This is a genomic window from Paenibacillus sp. EKM212P (assembly GCF_011066115.1).
Classification (GTDB): Bacteria; Bacillota; Bacilli; order Paenibacillales; family Paenibacillaceae; genus Paenibacillus; species Paenibacillus polymyxa_B.
Genome location: NZ_JAAMNR010000005.1, coordinates 126,845 through 145,335, shown reverse-complemented (window position 1 = coordinate 145,335; position 18,491 = coordinate 126,845). Strand labels below are relative to the sequence as shown.

19 protein-coding genes and 3 pseudogenes are annotated in these 18,491 nt (G+C 42.1%); 10 read left to right on the top strand and 12 right to left on the bottom strand.

The features are described 5' to 3' along the window. Positions 1–29 precede the first annotated feature (29 nt). Entirely contained in the window at positions 30–398 is a 369-nt protein-coding gene (locus tag G9G54_RS16220; RefSeq protein WP_103046838.1) for a VOC family protein, read from the top strand. Here G9G54_RS16220 and G9G54_RS16215 read toward each other — a convergent pair. The 3 genes from G9G54_RS16215 to G9G54_RS16205 all read right to left on the bottom strand — a co-directional run bounded on the left by G9G54_RS16215 (position 383) and on the right by G9G54_RS16205 (position 4,321). Continuing rightward, positions 383–2,047 (bottom strand): CoA-disulfide reductase, encoded by a 1,665-nt coding sequence (locus G9G54_RS16215; protein ID WP_165178852.1) that lies wholly within the window; start codon positions 2,045–2,047, stop codon positions 383–385. The two genes, G9G54_RS16220 and G9G54_RS16215, sit on opposite strands and share 16 nt — an antisense overlap. A gap of 190 nt (positions 2,048–2,237) precedes the next feature. Further along, on the bottom strand, positions 2,238–3,530 hold the full coding sequence (locus G9G54_RS16210) for a homocysteine synthase (RefSeq protein WP_165178851.1): 1,293 nt from the start codon (positions 3,528–3,530) through the stop codon (positions 2,238–2,240). A gap of 152 nt (positions 3,531–3,682) precedes the next feature. Further along, on the bottom strand, positions 3,683–4,321 hold the full coding sequence (locus G9G54_RS16205; RefSeq protein WP_165179026.1) for a flavin reductase family protein: 639 nt from the start codon (positions 4,319–4,321) through the stop codon (positions 3,683–3,685). Between the two features lie 98 nt (positions 4,322–4,419). On the opposite strand from G9G54_RS16205, the gene G9G54_RS16200 reads away from it, so the two are divergent. Continuing rightward, on the top strand, positions 4,420–5,109 hold the full coding sequence (locus tag G9G54_RS16200; protein ID WP_165178850.1) for an ArsR/SmtB family transcription factor: 690 nt from the start codon (positions 4,420–4,422) through the stop codon (positions 5,107–5,109). Positions 5,110–5,431: 322 nt separating this feature from the next. On the opposite strand, the gene G9G54_RS16195 is transcribed toward G9G54_RS16200, so the two are convergent. Both G9G54_RS16195 and G9G54_RS16190 read right to left on the bottom strand, forming a co-directional pair. Further along, entirely contained in the window at positions 5,432–6,025 is a 594-nt protein-coding gene (locus G9G54_RS16195) for a dienelactone hydrolase family protein (RefSeq protein WP_165178849.1), read from the bottom strand. Beyond that, positions 6,012–6,863 carry an aminoglycoside 6-adenylyltransferase gene (locus G9G54_RS16190; protein WP_165178848.1) on the bottom strand — a complete coding sequence of 284 codons (852 nt, stop codon included), beginning with the start codon at positions 6,861–6,863 and terminating at the stop codon, positions 6,012–6,014. Before G9G54_RS16190 ends, G9G54_RS16195 begins: the two co-directional genes overlap by 14 nt. Before the next feature lie 175 nt (positions 6,864–7,038). Here G9G54_RS16190 and G9G54_RS16185 point away from each other — a divergent pair, with 175 nt between their 5' ends. The 3 genes and pseudogenes from G9G54_RS16185 to G9G54_RS25740 form a co-directional block, all read left to right on the top strand. Next, the gene (locus G9G54_RS16185) at positions 7,039–7,581 is read left to right on the top strand and encodes a GNAT family N-acetyltransferase (protein ID WP_165178847.1); all 543 of its coding nucleotides are present in this window, start codon (positions 7,039–7,041) and stop codon (positions 7,579–7,581) included. Between the two features lie 17 nt (positions 7,582–7,598). Next, positions 7,599–7,964 (top strand): cupin domain-containing protein, encoded by a 366-nt coding sequence (locus G9G54_RS16180; RefSeq protein WP_165178846.1) that lies wholly within the window; start codon positions 7,599–7,601, stop codon positions 7,962–7,964. A gap of 11 nt (positions 7,965–7,975) precedes the next feature. Continuing rightward, positions 7,976–8,134 (top strand): annotated as a pseudogene (locus tag G9G54_RS25740) (alpha/beta hydrolase family protein); the annotation flags it as partial. Between the two features lie 127 nt (positions 8,135–8,261). Here G9G54_RS25740 and G9G54_RS16170 read toward each other — a convergent pair. Next, positions 8,262–9,077 carry a DUF2935 domain-containing protein gene (locus tag G9G54_RS16170; protein ID WP_165178845.1) on the bottom strand — a complete coding sequence of 272 codons (816 nt, stop codon included), beginning with the start codon at positions 9,075–9,077 and terminating at the stop codon, positions 8,262–8,264. A gap of 365 nt (positions 9,078–9,442) precedes the next feature. Between G9G54_RS16170 and G9G54_RS16165 the strand changes: the two genes are divergently transcribed. Continuing rightward, positions 9,443–10,435: an SPRY domain-containing protein gene (locus G9G54_RS16165; protein ID WP_165178844.1), complete on the top strand. Its 993-nt coding sequence runs from the start codon at positions 9,443–9,445 to the stop codon at positions 10,433–10,435. Between the two features lie 257 nt (positions 10,436–10,692). Here the strand turns inward: G9G54_RS16165 and G9G54_RS16160 are convergent, their stop codons facing one another. Next, entirely contained in the window at positions 10,693–11,748 is a 1,056-nt protein-coding gene (locus tag G9G54_RS16160) for an acyltransferase family protein (protein ID WP_165178843.1), read from the bottom strand. 420 nt (positions 11,749–12,168) lie between these two features. Between G9G54_RS16160 and G9G54_RS16155 the strand changes: the two genes are divergently transcribed. Next, entirely contained in the window at positions 12,169–12,810 is a 642-nt protein-coding gene (locus G9G54_RS16155; protein WP_165178842.1) for a hypothetical protein, read from the top strand. Between the two features lie 155 nt (positions 12,811–12,965). Here G9G54_RS16155 and G9G54_RS16150 read toward each other — a convergent pair. Both G9G54_RS16150 and G9G54_RS16145 read right to left on the bottom strand, forming a co-directional pair. Then, positions 12,966–13,331, bottom strand: a pseudogene (locus tag G9G54_RS16150) (glycosyltransferase); the annotation flags it as partial. Positions 13,332–13,590: 259 nt separating this feature from the next. Next, positions 13,591–13,839 (bottom strand): WGxxGxxG family protein, encoded by a 249-nt coding sequence (locus G9G54_RS16145; RefSeq protein WP_165178841.1) that lies wholly within the window; start codon positions 13,837–13,839, stop codon positions 13,591–13,593. Positions 13,840–13,994: 155 nt separating this feature from the next. Here G9G54_RS16145 and G9G54_RS16140 point away from each other — a divergent pair, with 155 nt between their 5' ends. Further along, positions 13,995–14,513, top strand: a complete 519-nt coding sequence (locus G9G54_RS16140; RefSeq protein ID WP_029516021.1) for a DUF3231 family protein — start codon at positions 13,995–13,997, stop codon at positions 14,511–14,513. 175 nt (positions 14,514–14,688) lie between these two features. On the opposite strand, the pseudogene G9G54_RS25735 reads toward G9G54_RS16140, so the two are convergent. Beyond that, positions 14,689–14,859: pseudogene (locus tag G9G54_RS25735) on the bottom strand (transcriptional regulator); the annotation flags it as partial. Positions 14,860–15,297: 438 nt separating this feature from the next. Here G9G54_RS25735 and G9G54_RS16135 point away from each other — a divergent pair. Further along, a complete protein-coding gene (locus tag G9G54_RS16135) occupies positions 15,298–16,290 on the top strand; it encodes a YiiG family protein (protein WP_165178840.1) in 993 nt (330 codons plus the stop codon). A gap of 90 nt (positions 16,291–16,380) precedes the next feature. Here the strand turns inward: G9G54_RS16135 and G9G54_RS26040 are convergent, their stop codons facing one another. Then, the gene (locus G9G54_RS26040; protein ID WP_274597346.1) at positions 16,381–16,503 is read right to left on the bottom strand and encodes a hypothetical protein; all 123 of its coding nucleotides are present in this window, start codon (positions 16,501–16,503) and stop codon (positions 16,381–16,383) included. Between the two features lie 249 nt (positions 16,504–16,752). Continuing rightward, on the bottom strand, positions 16,753–17,604 hold the full coding sequence (locus tag G9G54_RS16130; RefSeq protein WP_165178839.1) for an aldo/keto reductase: 852 nt from the start codon (positions 17,602–17,604) through the stop codon (positions 16,753–16,755). A gap of 175 nt (positions 17,605–17,779) precedes the next feature. On the opposite strand from G9G54_RS16130, the gene G9G54_RS16125 reads away from it, so the two are divergent. Then, positions 17,780–18,274 carry a MerR family transcriptional regulator gene (locus G9G54_RS16125; RefSeq protein ID WP_165178838.1) on the top strand — a complete coding sequence of 165 codons (495 nt, stop codon included), beginning with the start codon at positions 17,780–17,782 and terminating at the stop codon, positions 18,272–18,274. Positions 18,275–18,491 lie beyond the last annotated feature (217 nt).

Here is an 18,491-nt window from a genome sequence, read left to right as displayed (position 1 = left end):
ACACCAAAGACATGAAAGGAAATGATTCCATGAGAAGTGCAAGTCCTTTTGTCATTGTAAACGATGTGCAGCAGTCCATTGATTATTACCAATCGGTGTTAGGCGGGAAAATCAAAGTGCTAAACAAGCAGGAAGGCAGACTCTTGCACGCTGAACTTCACCTGGGTAGCAGTCATATCCATTTTTCAGATTCCTACGGTAAACCGCTCAAAGCGCAGCATGTCCAAATCATTCTCGACTGTGAAAGTGAGGACGAGCTTAAGCAAGCTTACCGCGCACTAGCAGAAAAAGGTACCGTTACCGTGGAGCTACAAGATACTTTCTTTGGTGCGCTGCACGGCGAAGTAACGGATCACCTCAACCAGATTGGATGGGTGATGAACTATTTTAAGAGATGATCACGTTCAGCCATAACCGAATACGTCTTATAGCCACCATCAACGTTCCTCACCCGATAACCGTATTGAGTCAAAATTCGGGCCGCAATATAGCCTCGCAGACCAACTTGGCAGGATACCGCGATCTCCAGATCACTAGGGATTTCCGCCATCCGCTCTCTAATCTCGGCCAGAGGAATATGAATCGAACCTGGAATCGCTCCTGCCTGTAGCTCCACTGCATCCCTAACATCAATAATAAGACCACCCTTGCGGTGAAAATCGTCAACTTCATGCCACTGTATCGTTTGGACCAGCCCATCCATGATATTCGAAGCCACGTAACCCGCCATATTCACAGGGTCTTTTGCTGAAGAATAGGGAGGTGCGTAAGCAAGTTCAATATCAGCCAGCTCACGGACGTTCAAATGACCACGAATAGCCGTCGCAATCACATCAATCCTTTTGTCTGCTCCATCAGCTCCAACAGCCTGCGCCCCATAGATCATCCCGTTTTCGGGATTAAAGAGCAGCTTCATAGCAATGGGTGATGCGCCAGGGTAATAGCCGGCATGTGAACCAGGATGAATATGAACAGCCTGATAAGGAACGCCCAGCCGCTGTAATGTTTTTTCATTATTGCCTGTAGAAGCTGAAGTCAATGCAAAGGTCTTAATTACGGACGTTCCGAGCGCCCCATCATAAGAAATTGCCTGACCGTTAATATGATCCGCTGCCAAACGCCCCTGACGATTGGCTCCCCAGGCTAGCGATACCATCGTTGCAAACCCATGATTGCGGTCCTTGACCTGGATGGCATCCCCCACCGCATAAATAGCTGGATCGCTGGTTTGCAGTTGGGCGTTGACCTGAATGGCGCCGCGAAAACCAAGTTCCAACCCGCTTTGCTTGGCCAACTCATTTTCAGGAACAACACCGATCGCCAGAATAACCATGTCCGTCTGAAGTACACTCCCGGAGGTCAAACGAAGTTGTGTCCCCTGCTCTTCAAAAGCCGTGACTCCTTCCTCTAAACGCACCTCCACCCCGTTCAACCTCATATGCTGTTCTACCCATTTGGCCATTTCAGGGTCCAGCGGATTCAATAATTGTTGACCCATATCAATAATAGTTACTGCAAGTCCACGCTCCCGCAAATTCTCGGCCATCTCCAGCCCAATAAATCCGGCCCCGATCACCGTGACATGCTGGGGATGTCTTTCATCTACATATGCTTTAATGACGTCCGTGTCATGAATGTTTCTTAATGTAAATACATTCACAGCTTCATGTAATCCGGGAATGTCCGGTATCATCGGTTTGGCTCCCGGCGACAATACCACAATATCGTACGGCTGCTCATCTGTTTCCCCTGTAATCATATCGCGGAAGCGGACGAGCTTCTGCTCGCGGTCTATTTGTATCACTTCTTTCAGTACCCTCACATCTATATTAAAACGGTCTCTTATCCCTTGAGGCGTCTGGAGAAACAGCTTCTCCCGCGCATGGATTGTCCCGCCAATATAGTAGGGGAGACCACAGTTCGCAAAAGAAACATGCTCTCCGCGTTCAAACAGAATAATCTCGTCTTCCTCATTCCATCTACGCAATCTCGCAGCAGCAGAAGCTCCACCTGCTACCCCGCCAATAATAACTATTTTCCTACCCATTTCTTCCCCTCCTCATATACCCTATGGGGTATAATATATACCTATGGGGGTATGATGTCAACACGCAAAAAAAGACGGAGATTGCCCCCCGCCTGATAAACATTGAACGAATACTGATCTGGGTCGAAAAATCACTTGCGATGCTACACGATTGCTCTGTCACACTTAGTCTAAGAAGAGTCTACTGCTACTACTGCTGGCTGGCCGCGATGGCCTGCTCCAGATCGTACAATATATCGTCTATCGCTTCTGTCCCGACAGATAGGCGTAACAGCTCTGGTTTGACTCCGGCAGCAACCTGTTCTTCCACATTCAACTGCTGGTGCGTTGTGCTTGCCGGGTGAATAATTAAAGACTTGGAATCACCCACATTCGCCAAATGAGAAAACAGCTTTACATTCGCAATCAGCTTGCTTCCCGCCTGGCTTCCACCTTTAATACCAAAGGTCAGGATTGCTCCTTGCCCTTTCGGCAAATACTTTTGAGCTAATTCATAGGACGGATGGCTTGGCAACCCGGTGTAGCTGACCCACTCCACATCCTTGTGGCCTTCGAGATATTGCGCTACCTTCAAGGCATTCTGACTATGTCTCTCCAACCGCAGATGAAGTGTCTCCAAGCCCTGAAGCAGCAGCCATGAATTAAACGGAGAAATGGCCGCTCCCAAGTCCCGCAGCAATTGCACCCGTGCCTTGATAATATATGCGATAGGCCCCACCGCCTCGGTGTATACAACCCCGTGGTAGCTCGGGTCCGGCTCAGTCAGTCCCGGGAAACGACCACTCGCTTTCCAGTCAAACTTGCCGCTGTCCACGATCACCCCACCAATAGACGTACCGTGTCCGCCAATAAACTTCGTTGCAGAATGCACGACAATATCCGCTCCGTATTCGATAGGGCGCAATAAGTACGGGCTTGGGAACGTGTTATCCACAATTAACGGAATACCGTATTCATGTGCAATCGCCGCCACCGCTTCCACGTCCAGCACATTGCCCTGCGGGTTGCCAATCGTTTCGGCAAATAATGCCTTCGTATTATCTGTAATGGCTTTACGGAAGTTCTCCGGATCATCCGAATCGACAAAATGTACTTTAATGCCCAATTTCGGCAGTGTGGTAGAAAATAGATTATATGTACCGCCATACAGACTGGAGGCCGACACAATTTCATCCCCAGCTCCCGCAATGTTCAGGATGGAAAAGGAAATCGCCGCTGCTCCCGAAGCCGTTGCCAACGCGCCAGCCCCACCTTCCAGCGCTGCGATCCGTTGTTCGAACACATCCGTAGTCGGATTCATCAGACGCGTATAAATGTTGCCGAATTCTTTCAGCGAGAACAAATCAGCCGCATGCTCGGCATCCCGAAATCCATACGACGTGGTTTGGTATAACGGAACGGCGCGGGCAAAGGTAGTAGGATCAATTTGTTGTCCGGCATGGACAGCGAGAGTTTCGAATGACAGCTTGCGTTCTTCTGACATGATTATTTCCTCCCTTGTTATACGTGCTGTATGAATCGTCTCTTCCTGTATGCGTACTCATGGATGATTTTTCAATCATTCTCGCACAAAAAGAACGATTTGGGAAGATAATTCTCATTATTCAGGTAGGATATTATAATTTTATTGAAATATCAGGTTTCAGATCGGAATGTTTTGCCCAAATGCTCACCCAGACCAAAGTAATGACGGAAATTATAGATGAGTGGGCTCCACTTTGTCGGATCAATATGGTTCTCACCGAGGATCATATCCTGATGAACATGCACCTGGATGGCTTGAGTTTCGACGATCGCAAAATAAGGAGAATGGTCAGGAATTCTTACATCCTTCACCTTGGCTTCAATTTGAATAGGACATTCCCTGATTCGGGCGGGCTTGACCCTATTCGACTCAATCGAAGTTAGTCCGCTGATCTCATACTTATCTTTATGGTGCATAAATCCATTTTCCTTCTTTTCCGCTGGAACAGGATTCTTGCCTGTATAAGGAGCCAAACGTTCTACATTTTCCCACATGGAAGGCCCCGGGACGTTGATTACACATTCGGGATGCCGCTCCATATTTTCTAATGCTTTGCCACCAATTCCAATACCTAGTACCACACAATCTCCTAATGCCCACGAGGAGGAAATGGGGCTAATATTGGTTGTTCCATCCTCATTCAGCGTGTTGAGTAAAATTACAGGGGTTCCGTAATATAAAATGCTAGGGTTAATCGTTATAACATCTGGGCTATGATTCATCTCATTCATCTGATGTATTGGGTTCATCATCTCTTCTCCTTCTATTCAGATCTACCTCCCTATTGTAAAATATAAATATTTCAACCTTCATCGAAGTATGGATTACAAAGGGGGATAACCGTGCCATGAGCACCAAATCAAATATAGCCATGATCGCTTCTCTCGTCAGCGAGCCTTCCCGTGCAGCCATTCTCACCGCTTTATTAGACGGCAGGTTCCATACGGCAAGCGAATTGGCCCATATGGCAGGCATCAAACCGCAAACGGCCAGCTTCCATCTGGCTAAAATGACCGAGGCACAAGTCGTTACTGTGGAAAAACAGGGGCGGCACCGTTACTTTGGCATTCAAGACCCCGAAGTTGCCCAGGTGATGGAGTCACTTTTATCCATAGCTCCACCTGTTCCAATCAAGTCATTCAAACATGCCTCCGAAAACGAGGCCCTACGGTTGGCAAGAACTTGCTACGATCATGTTGCGGGTCAATTAGGCGTACAGCTCATGAATTTTTTCATTCAAAAGGGGATTCTTTTCGAGGATCAGGACGGGCTTCATATCACGGAACAAGGAGAGACTTTCTTCACTGACTTTCAGATTGATCTTACACAAACAAGACACAAGCGCCGCTCCTTCTCACATAAATGCCTGGATTGGAGTGAACGCCGCCATCACCTTGCAGGGGCTTTAGGAAATGCACTTCTGGACAGATTATTCGAATTAAATTGGATCGAGCGTCTGCCCACAACCCGCGCGATACGTATTACAGCCGATGGTAAAAGAGGTTTTAAAGAGATATTTTCGATAGAGGTCGACTAAATCATCAGGGTCCTTTTATTATTTCGCATTACCTCAAATTAAGCAGACTGTTTGAATTGGGCAATAGCAATGGCGGAGTCCTGAAAGTTAACTCCTGTCGTAGTAAGCAGGATGAATTAAGAAGCTTTCCCGCTCTGATCCGCCGCTTTTGCCCCATCTGCCGGAGAAGGTTGAATGGTATTATGAAAAAAAGGTAGCCAAAGCCACATACATCCCCTTTTCATAGTCAATGATGTATATACATATGACTAATCCGCACATCCTGACTGTGCGTTTCCCCAGAACAATGAAAAAGGTGTGGGCTAGATGAACTGTTCATTGATCAACCTTCCTTGAAGAACTCTACCATTTCTTCAAATGATTGCTGAGCTGAGTGTACGTTATATCGGGGAGAGTACGGGTCACTGAATCCGTGCTGTCCACTGAATTTATTTACACGGATATTACGGTTGTCTAAAATTGAAATGAGCTCATCCACATTAAATGATGGTTCTTCCTGTGGGAAAAAAAGCAATGTTGGACAATGTGGAGCTATTTCTAAATAATTTCGAATACGAGAGCCATAGTATCCTACGATTCCATCAACATACTTTTCTTTACTACACAGCCAGGCAATCGTTGCCCCTATGCTAAAGCCGACAATAAATACCTTTTTATAACGAGCTCGAATACTTAATAATAAACTTTCAATATGATAGAAAGCCCGGTCAAATCCTATATTATCCATAAAATTGGTGTAGGCAGTTTCCTCCTGCGAATAGTCATAAGGCGTTTCTTTGCCTAGTAAATTTGGACAAATGACGTCATAACCCTGATCTGATAATAAGCTACAAAAATTTTGTATATGCTGGTTAATCCCATAAATCTCATGCAGCACAACAATTAGGGTGTCCGACTTTTTATCAATGCTTATCATGTTGTCCCCCTAACCAGGATTGGATATGGGAAAATAATTCATCCGGATACGCGTATTTATACTTAGCTGCCACTTCCGAGGATAACCGTTTGAACAACTCAAAGGATACGACCAGTGCTTCCCAACTATGATTGGGATCATATTCCCCAAAAGATTTTTTCAAATCAGCAACGACATCTTGATCAGCCCATTCATTTATGAATTTCCCTGCATGCCAAGTATCATATTCCGATCCATGTACAGCTTTTGCATGCCACTCTATCATTTGCAGCAATAATTGTTTACAGTCCATATCTCTTTGCTTAGCTACCCACAGATCATTGCGCAAAATTTGTTTAGCCACATATAGAGAGGCGAAGCAATACATATTAACAACCTGTAGATAAGCACCTTCAGATATCGGAGGAGTACCCGGGATCGTAGTGGTTTGAGGGACGATTTGGTTTCCATTTCCCGTCTTATCGAGCAGCATCCTGACCCCCCGCTGAAATCCTTCAGGAATACGCCCATTTTTGATTATATGATCCAGATCAGAAGTATGACGGAATAGAAAATCAACCTCAGCCCCTTGGTCAAAGAGAACGAGTTTTTCCGGATCTCCTTTTGCCGTTTGAAACATAAAGCTGGTCCAAACTTTGCCGATGTTTAGTAACCATTGATCATTTTGAAGATAGTAATCTGGATTCGTTGAAAAGACGACTACATCCAAGTCAGAAAACTCATCAAAAGGTTTGTCCTCTCTTGCCCGGGACCCAACGATATAAACCGCAGTAATTTCTTCATTAGAGAGTCCCCATTCGGATATGCGCTCCTCAAGCACTGCGTAAGCATTATTCATTACAATATATCCTCCTTTTTTAGAAAACATTATATCCAATCCAATAATTACGGTATATATTTTTAGTTAACATTCAAAGGAATGCTGCCTGATATACACCATTCATCAAATCATTTCCCAATCTTCAGCCTGTGATATAATTCTTTCAATATTACAGTTTGGAAGGATGGTGCAAATGTCGGAGCAGCGAGTATACATCCGGTTCTCTGAGGAGACGGACGCCGCAGAGTTGGCAGCAATGTACAAGCGCAATCAGGAGTTCTTTGATAAGTTTTCGCCAAACAACCAAGAGAAGTACTATACGGAGGAGTACCAGCTCCAGACGATTATTAAGAGCAAGACCGACATGATGGAGGATCGGAAATATTCCTTTGTGGTATGCCACAAGGAGGACGACCGGATTATAGGCAGCATAGGTCTATCTTTTGTGGTGAGAGGACCGCTTCAGAGCTGTATGATCGGATACAGCCTAGACCAAGCATATAACGGCAAGGGTTATACGACGGAGGCGGTGAAGCAGGTGGTTCGCTATGCTTTCGATGAGCTAAAGTTTCACCGGATCTTCGGGGAAGCCTCTCCTCGGAATCCAGGATCCATCCGTGTGCTTGAGAAGGCTGGCTTTCACAAAGAAGGCATCTCTCGAAGCAACGTAAAGATCAACGGAAAGTGGGAGGATCACCAGGTACTGGCGATTATAAATCCGTCTGAGGATATCTAGTTTAAAAGGAGGGTATTATGAAGTATCAATCAATCAAACTGCATGAAAAGTTATCTAAATTTAGTGATCATTGGTCTCCCAAAGTTATTGGTGAAATGAATGACTATCAATTTAAATTGGTGAAAATAGTTGGGGATTTTGTATGGCACGATCATCAAGATACCGACGAGGTCTTTTTTGTACTTGAAGGCGAGATGTTCATTGATTTTAGAGATGGACGGGTACAGGTTTCTCAGGGAGAAATGTTTATTGTGCCTAAGGGAGTCGAACACAAGCCTTTCGCACATGAAGAGTGCCATATCATGCTAGTAGAGCCGAGAGGTGTAGTAAATACTGGAGGAGCGGAGTCAGAATTAACGGCAGTCAATGATATTTGGATTTAAATATATACCGTAAAAACGCCGGACATTTCTTCTTTCTGAGTCCTTTCCCGGAATCGATGAGGACTCCGGCCTTTCTCCCATCGCAAGACCCTCCCGGCTTTGATCGCGAACATTTCCATAGGATGCTCCATGCTGACATATTGGATTTTCTATGTACTTATACACGTTAGTTGGATGACAATAGCGGCAGACTAAGACTTTATTTTCAAGTCTTAGTCTGCCGCTGTTTGATTTTTGTTCAAAGCTTTATTTCCACTGGATATTTTACAGAAACTGTACTCTTTTTACTGGGCTCTCTCAGTGCATGATTTCTCTCTTGTTCACCTTAACACCTGATAAGGATTGATCAAACATATCGAGAATAAAAAGGAACCTCTCCGCTTCACGAAATACATGATCGGCCAATAAAGGATGGATAATGCTTTTTATTCGGCACTCGTCGATTAAATCACGCGCTGTTTTCTTAAAATCACGCAAAGACTTCACAGAGACACGGTTTTCATCAACAAATTGACTCAGGAGTGGAACGGTTTGTGACTGTGGCCGCATATGACTTAAATCAATCGCTTGAAACATCAGCGCATCAAAATCATTACTAAACTCCCTAGCTTGTTCAACCAGTTTACGCTCGGATGGATCAAGCAAATGGCCTATAAATTTTGCGTGATCGGCCATGATTTTTAAGAAAAATACATTTTCATCAATAATTGCATCGGGTAATGGTTCAAGCTTCCCTGAATTGAGTTCTCCTAAACGGTTTCTGAAATAATTGGCTTCCCGGCTTATGTGATCTACCAGTAAAGGAAAATTGGTTTGTCCAGGAAGCTTGCATTGTAATATAAGGCCCAATACCATTCTCTTAAATGCCCAAATATTCGTCGCCGCATTCTGAACTTCCGTATTAAACTCTTTGATTGTATAAGGATCTGTCTCGGTATTAAATTCATTCGACCTTTTCTCAATATCCTCAAAAATGGCGTAGAACCGATTGGCTTCTGTTTTAAGTTGAGTATCTTCCGCTCGAAAACCTAACCCCAGAAAAAAGGAATGCTCCTTCATGATCCTGGACCAAAATCGTATTTCATCTAATGAGCGTGAAACGAATGCATCCAATCATATCCCTCCTCTATGTGAGCAAAAAAGCACTTACTTAGTCATATGGGATATGCCTTGTCATTATGAATATTGAATCCTACGCCTCCTGTATATGTATCCATTGTTTCTTACGATGTTTAACCAGAAGTCTCCTTAAACTGCAGTGACCCTATTGGAGCATTGAAAGTGGTGTCCTCGACCCTCAGCTAATTTCATCTACTTAATAACTAGTGCCTTTATACTTTCGACGACTTACGTTCCCCTGAAACAAATTTAATTCCATAATAATACTCATATTTGAATATATATCATTTAATGTTTGGACAATTATCCCAATTTGATTCTATAATTCAGTTGTTATTACATATATTTAGGAGGAAGTCATGAAAAATATTATATTCAAAAAACTAGGAACAATAGTTTTAGCCCTTCTCATTGGAGCTTCGGTGTTCTCCTTGTTCCCTACTGTTACAAAAGCAGAAACTGCGAATGTGACCTGGTCAGATGGATCTTTAACAAAAACAATTCCTGAATGGAATCAAACCGATATTGCTAATGTAGGTAAAAGCTCAGGGAAATGGTATTGGGAAGTAACCCTTAATAAAGGAAGCGGCGATATTGGAGTCGCAAATTCAGACAAGAAAAAACAAATCAGGTACACTGGTTATCATGGAGGTGGTCATGGTCCTACCAGCCAATCTTTTGGTACAGGAAATTATGATTACGGGGCCATTTATACAGTAAATGATGTCATTTCGGTCGCTTTAGATCTAAGTAATAATACAATTATTTTTTACAAAAATGGAGTTTCACAAGGTGTTTCTAAGTACACTCCTTCTTTATTAGGTGATACTGTATATCCCTACATAAGAAACGATCAATTAAATGGCTCTGTTGTATATACTGCTAATTTTGGAGCTAGTGAGTTTAGATATCCAATGCCTGAAGGTTTTCTGCCTTACCAAGATTCGGGTACATCTACAACACCTGATCCATCTACTACACCAGATCCGTCTACTACACCGGATCCATCTACAACACCAGACCCGTCTACTACACCGGATCCATCTACAAAGCCTGATCCATCTACTACACCGGATCCGTCAGATACAGATGATGGGGCCTCCCAACCAACTGGTGATCGCGCTATTCTGACTGTAACGATGGACAATGGATTTGATAAAGAATTCGATCTGAGTAAAAAAGAACTCAATGCCTTCATCGCTTGGTATGACGCTAAAGATGCTGGTAGAGGTGCCTCTTTCTTTGCCATTGACAAGCATAATAACAACAAAGGTCCATTCAGCAATCGCAAAGACTACGTAATCTTCAACAAAATTCTCACATTTGAAGTAAGCGAATATTCAACTAAATAAACATATGAAGGGCTTCATGTCGGTTAACATGCCGATGAAGTCCTTCTTTACATTTACTGTAATCTCGAGATCACGCCTAAACTGCTATACTGGACGATACATTTTTTCTAGACTAAAGGTTTGCAAATCGTTTGTTTCAACAAAAAAAGCACGGCTTCCAAAAAGCCTGGAAGCTGTGCTTAAGTTAAATAAAATACTCTCGAATGAGTGTCCGTGAAGTACAATTCAGTAGTCTTTTCCAAACAGATAGTAAGACTTTACACTTGGCCCCCAACTTTGTTTGGATTGAGATCAATATTTTTTGTATACACTTTGGTATTAATGAGACTAATGATGCTGTTAACTACAATTGAAGTAAGTACCGTTAACAACGTTAGCCACAACAAGATCAAGATAGATACCTTGGGGAAGAAAACAATACTCTGAAAATAATAATAACAAAAAAAGGTGTGGGTTAACCAAATATTCATTGAATTCTTGCCTAAGTAAGCAAAAGGTCTGGTTAGTTTTAATTTATTCATTAAATGAATACTAACGAGGATAAATAAAGGGGCAATTATCATATCAATCGTTGTCTTCTCAAATAGTTGACTCGTGGTACGAAAGCGAAATAACACTACAATTATTATAATATCAAACAGTATGTTATTAAATATGATGGAATTATAAATCTTATTCATCCATGAATACAATTTATATTTAGCAAAGAACAACCCTATCATAAACGGCAGCTGCCAATACATAATACTGTAATAATTGCCTTGTGAATATGAATTATAAAAAACAAGACCGGAAATGAGTAGAGTTACCCATGCGTTACGTTGAAAGGCTTGGAAGGTGACCGGAAAAATTAATAGCAGCAGAATATAATCATATAAAAACCACCACTCACCATTATATGAACTGGATAGGGCTATAAAATTCCGCAAAAAATCCATTATTGAATTATGTTGAAATCTATCAGAATTTCCAAAGAAGTATAGACCAGCTGGGATAAAAAGCAAAAAAACAACCCAGTAATTTATCATTATTTTGCTTAATCTTGTAAAGCTTTTCTGCATTAAATGATGTGGATTTTGAACATTGCTCTTATATAATCCATAACCACTTAGAAACAAAAAAATAGATATTGCTATTTGACCAAAATGTCCTAAATAAAATTCCCCTCTTTCATGAAATAAACTAAATAATGAAACATAGTCATACTTTAATCTATCAGGAAAAGCGAAGAGGTGATGGATCAAAAGTAGTATTACAGCAATACCTTTTGCAATATTTGTTTCTGCAAGCTTTAATTCCTTGTCATGGTGCACACAGTATCCTCTTTTCTAGTTGTAATTGAATAGAGATATATTAGCACAAACCAAAAATATAAAATATTTATTTTTTTTAATACCATAACACTCTCCATTTTTATACAAAAAAAACGGTCTCCAAAAGCGTATAGACCTCGCTTTGCTTGAGTTTTTTAGATACTATCGAAGGGGATTAGCCCCAGTCTTTGCGACGTTGCCTAATTTGATAGAATGAGTCATTTATACAATTTCTAACAATACAGTGCATCCGATATTGTATACTAAAAAAATACCTTTAGAAAAGATTGAGCCACTGTTTATATCCTTGTTGTTAAAACTTAAAAGTATTATATATTCAACATTAATATTCGATAATAAAGGTAACAAGATAAAATGAGCAACTACCTCAACCGATGAGGATACACAGGAGAATTCGTCATGTTAAAAAAAGTTCTATCTATTGCTCTACTTTCTGTAGCTTTAACAGCTTGTGGAAGCAATTTTAAGGAAACAACGACAAGGTCTGGGTCTTCAAGTACATCCTTTGCTACTGAACAAACAGCAAGCAATGAAAGTACTGCCCAGCAAGCTTCTACAAATGAGGTCACAGATAAAGAATATTTATTTGCTGAATTCTTGAAAGATGGAACACCCGTGTTAACAGAAGATCAAGCTTCTATGGAACAAACCTCTTATGACTTCATTGCTAAAAACAGTGACTTATTTCCTTCCACAGATAAAAGCAAAGTCATTAATCTAGTAGACAAATCCGTAACAACAAAACACTTAAATAAAAATCTGAATTTATACTTAAACAAATTTGTAAAAATAACCGGCGATGTAATAGACATAGAAGAAGATAACATTCCTATAGGGACAACGGCGATCGTTTATATTAGTGATGAAAATGATAATACAGTAATGGCAGTTTATCCGGGAGCAAGTGGAGAAATTTTTGAAGGAGACGTTGCTTCAGTTATTGGAGTTCCTATTGCTAATTTTTCATATGAAAATATTTCAGGTGGCTATACGAATACTACATTGTTAGCAGCTTCTTATCTCACGAAGGAAAATCAATAACATTGAGCTTGCGGGAGAACGCATTTCAGTTCGACATGCCGAACTGCATTTATAATTGTATTAACGGATCATTAAACCGATAAAAAAGCTTTCTATACCACCCTTTGGGGTGATTATAGAAAGCTAATCTGCTTGGCAGCGTCTATAGCGCTCACTTAAAATTTTTCAGGAAACTGTTTGACCATGCCTTCTGTCAGGATGTCCGCTAAATGAATCATATGGATCTCGTTTTTGTCGGTTGATGCAATACCCGCTTTCCAATCTCCTTTGATATAATCAAGAACTAATTCCGTAATCAACTGAAGGTGCGTATACAGCATATCTCGTAGCGTTTTAAACTGCCAGTTCGGATTCGCTGCACTTAAAAATTTGGCGATATCATCGGCGTTCTTATGCCAATCCGCCTCTAGCTTTTTCACATTTGCCTGATTACCCACTTTGGCAGCCGCTACAATTTTCCCCGCGATTAGAATATGCTCCCTCAGAAGATCAGCCAGCTTATTACCGGCGGCTTCCCCATATTAAGGCTTGATCATACTTTTGGAATAAAACAGGCTGTCTTATTATGGGTGAAATATCTGATTTTATACAGGTAGTGTCAAAACCAAAAGGTTGCCGATATTTTGAACGCGAAAGAGAAACTTGCCATCATCGCAGAGATCAAAAGTGGTGTCTTAATCTTTATTTTCCGTCTAAAGACATAGTTCGAATAAAAACAATCCCCTCCGGCCAAGTATGGTTAGCGGGGATTGTTAAGTTGTTTTTGAGTTGTATTTACGATTATCTTTTATTGTGGTTTTCAGGCTCGCGACGTTTTAAACCTGCCAATCCAACTAACCCCAACAGACCAAGCCATCCCCAATTATCATTATCATTATCGTCATCATTATTATTAGTAGTCAGCATTTGTGTTCTACCATTGTCGTTTGTGCCCATATTGGTTTCACCGTTTTCAGCAAATGCTACTGCCGCTCCAAAACTTGAAATCATTAATGCAACAACAACCATTATCTTCATTTTTTTCAACATACCTAAACCACTCCTTTAGATTTGTGTTTGCAATCAATTCTTTAATGTATTTAGCATGCCCAGTAGAACTTATTTCGTATACACACATTAAATCTTCACTACTGGGAATCATAAATTTGTACATCATTAAAATTAAAAAAGGAGTGGTTTTTATAATGGGTATCCTAAGCGGGAATCCAAAAGACGAGCCCATGCATTACGGAGAAGTTTATAGTGTGTGGCAGTTTTCAGCGTTAGCGAAAGGCAGCGTTTCATTTTACCAAGCATGTTTAAACCACGCAGGAGACAAAGAACTCAAAAAAATACTAGATGATCTTATTGATCAAGCTAAACTGGAAATCCAAGAATGCGACGCAATGCTTACTGATAATGGGATTGCCCCAGCTCCTATTTTGCCTGAAAGACCCCCTGTGAAACTTGAGGATATCCCGGTTGGTGCAAGGTTTACTGATCCCGAAATCGCAGCTAAAATCGCATTAGATACCTCTGTAGGATTGACATCTTGCAGCCAAGCTATGGGTCAATCCATTAGAGAAGACATCGGGGCTTTATTTGCGAAATATCATCTAACTAAGACTGCTTTGGGAGTCCGTATTCTAAAAATGAACAAAGAAAAGGGTTGGCTAATACCTCCCCCTCTTCAATTAAAAAGACCTGAACCAGTTAAAGCCTAAAATTCCAGCATAATTCTTCAACACACTGTTCCTTAGATCGTTCAACAAAAATCCCCGCCGACCAGTTAAGGGTTTGCGGGGATTTGCTTTGCCTACGTTTAAGCACCTCCGATGGTAACGTAAGGCTGAATACTATTGTGGTGGTTATAGGCTGACAGTAACAATAAACAAAAAGCTAGCCGCGATGATTAGCAGTACCATTTTTTTCAACATTGGTCATCCACACCTTTTCGATAAAATTTAAAAACGCTGCTTTGGTTTCAGGAACCGTATAATCCCGAAAATGTAAAAACAAGCCCAAGCAGTTTATAAAATAAGTCTCATTATTTAGTGTATGATAACCTAGTCCCGTAGTGTAGAATTATCCGTCCCATAAATATAGTTATCTTGTTCTAAAGCAAGCAGCCTAATTTTTATGTCCTCTGTGCGCCCCCCGTCTTTATCTCCAGATCCTTAATAGCTGGATCTTACGCGGCCTGCTGAAAGCTAGTAGACTGAACGGCGACGTTAAGCTAACGAGCAGGACAGTTCCAATGGAATACAAGCTTTTAGGAAGTTGGCAGAACAATCGTCAACAACAAAGAAATTTATAAAATTATGCTACTCAAGTCTCAAGACCTATTCACCAAATAATTTTAAAATTGAATAGATTGTTCACAATCAACATTGATATGCGGCGAAGAGGGAATTTAATCGACCAGAAGAGGTCAGTTGTTCTCTCTCCTATTCAGACATATTACAAAAGAAAAGCACGTTAAATTACTCAGTCGGAGGAATCACTATTTTGAGAAAGCTATCATTCTTTATTGCCATTATCATGTTAGGTGCAATGTTGTCCGCTTGTTCTGCCATTACATCCACCGTGGATCAAGCGTCTGCAGGTGTTACGTCCGGCGAGAGCAAAGAAATCGAAAAATACAATGCGTATGTGAGGCTGAATAACTTGATGACAGGCAGAATCAATGAGGTTCTGGTTCATTATTTTGAGAAGTTCGGAGTTGATTCACAGCCTGTAGTCGAGAAGAACTTCAGCTTCATCATGCTCGGCGTTGCTGAAACTGAGCGGGAAGTTATTGATAAAGCGAACGGCTATACCGCAAGCCAACCTGCTTTTGCCAACGCAGACCCCGTAGTGATCAAACTGACACCGGTCATCAATGATCTGTTGTCCGTCCTGGACGAGATGAAAGTTTACTATGATACAAAAGGTTACGTGGATGATGATTTCGCAAAAGGAAAACAGCTGCATACCAAGCTGGTAAGTGCCAATCTCGCTTACGAGACGGTCTCCAAACAATACTTCACGGCTATGCACAAGTTGGGTAACGAGCAGCGTCTGGCTGAACTGCAAAAACTCAAGGATTCAGACCAGCAGATCAGATATAATGCCTTGAAGTTCATGATAGATGCCGAGGCTACGGCCATTGAAATGGATGAGCAGGGTATCACCGCCGACAATGTGCTGCAGCTTGATATGACGAAGTTTAAAGCCAAATACGACATTATGACCGCAGATCTGAGTGCGCTCATGACAATCTCAAAAGACAAGAATCGAGTTCAAAAAGAAGGGATTAACAGCTTCAGTATCAGGAACTATGTTGATTCAGCCACTGAGGCAAAAGCGGCTGCTTCGAAAGTCATTGAACGCATCAATAAGAAGGAACCTGTATCTGATTCTGACCTGAACGGCCAGTTCCTGAACACTACGGATGGCACACCTGAGAATTTCAATTATAAGCTAAGCAAGGCAGTCGAACGATATAATGAAATAAATTAAGCGTATCTAACGATAGGGGCTGCGAAAACAAATACGGAGTTCCGGTAACGAACAAGCTCTGCCAACCATAAGGTTAGCAGAGCTTTTGCTTTAAATTCCTCCAATGGTAACTTGAGGGGGAATGCTATGATGGTGGTTAAAAGCTTGATCCGGCACATTAACCATAAACAAAAAGCTAGCCACAATAAGCAGCAGTACCGATTTTTCCAACATTTTTATCCACACCTTTTCAATAAGATTTAAAAGTGTTAAAAAACATTGGCGATTCAATTACAGGAGAGAACACTAAATAATTGCTCTAATAGGAGGTTTTATTATGATTAAGCCAAAGATGACATCATTATAAAGCAGAAGAGCGAATCCAAGGGTCAATCCAAGTAAAGAAAGGACAGGGGTGACCGCCCTATCCTTTCTTTATAGATGAGGATAAACGCGTGATCAGTTTACGGTTCGATTCAAGGTTTACAGATCGAATCTCCAGTTGCCCATCATCTTGGCGACTTCCGGGTCGCGGTACGATAAGAAAAGACTTTTCCGCGTATCGAGGGTCGAAATTTGTTCGATATCGTCCGCGCTCAACTCAAAATCAAAAATGTCAAAGTTTTCAACGATCCGCTCTTTTCTCACCGATTTTGGAATTACAACGACTTCACGCTGAACAAGCCAGCGCAATACGACCTGAGCGACGGACTTTTTGTGTTTTTCTGCGATCGAGACCAGCACTTCGTTTCTGAACATGTTGTTAAGTCCCTCAGCGAACGGGGCCCACGACTGGTGTTGAACTCTCTGCTCTTTCATAAAAGCTGCGCTCTCTGTCTGCTGGTAGAACGGGTGCGTTTCGATCTGGTTGACGGCGGGCACGATTTCGTTATGAACGATGAGGTCCATAAGGCGGTCGGGTAGGAAGTTGCTGACACCGATCGCCTTAATCTTGCCTTCCCGGTACAGGTCTTCCATCGCACGCCAAGCACCGTAGTAATCGCCGAACGGCTGGTGAATAAGGTACAGATCGAGATAGTCGAGTTGCAGCTTATTCAAGGATTTGGCAAACGCGAGCTTGGCTCTCTCGTAGCCGGCATCCTGAACCCATAGCTTGGTCGTGATGAACAGCTGCTCACGCGGTACGCCGCTGCGCTTGATCGCACGACCGACCGCTTCCTCATTCAGATAACCGGCGGCGGTGTCGATCAGGCGGTAACCAGCCATCAACGCTTCATATACGGCGTTCTCGCATTCTTCAACATCTGGAACTTGGTAGACACCAAAGCCGATAATCGGCATTTTCACACCATTGTTTAATGTCACGGTTTGCATTGTAATTCCTCCCATTGTTCAAATGTAAAGCAAACGGCCGCGGAACTGGGAAATCGGGCACCTAAGTGGGATTCCGCTTACGGTCGACTTGCATTACAATAAACCTATCGCCTTCGTGTTACACGAAGTCAAACCGTCTTCAAAAAAAAATTTATTTTTCCAAGGAGGATTCCACATGTATACAGTCAAAGAAGCCGCCCAGATAACGGGACTCACCGAGCACGCTGTACGCTTTTACACGGATAAAGGCCTAATACCAAGCGTACAGCGCAATCAAAACAACATTCGGATGTTCGACGAAGAATCGATCAACTGGTTGCATGGCGTCAAATGTCTCAAGCAATCCGGGATGCCGATTGGAATCATTAAAATGTACGTCGATTTCTGTCTCGAAGGGGATTCGACCATTCCGCAGCGCTACACACTCATGATGGAGCATAAGAAAGCGGCGCTCGTTAAGCTCGAAGAAGCCAAACAGCACGTTGCCCATTTGGAACAAAAAACGGCCCTATATCAGGCCATTCTGGAGCATCGTTCTCCAGACACGACCAATCCTGGCAACTGGGATAAAATTCAGCATATGCATAGTGACGTTTTTTACTCGCCCTCTGTTCGGAAGGCTAGAGATCTACGTGAAACACAACTGCTCGAAGAAAATACTCTTTTTTAAACTCCTGGTTGGCTTAGGATGAACAAGATTTACATCAGTCTAGATTGCACTAAACACAGAAGCGTGAGTTCAATGAAAACAGCGACAGTCTAGGACTTTATTTTCTCCGTCCTTTGCTGTCGCTGTTTCAATTTCTAGAGTCAGTTTAAAACTTATTTTATGAACTTGGACGGTATGACAATTTGAAAAACCAATGTAGCGTTTGCTTTTTTCTGTC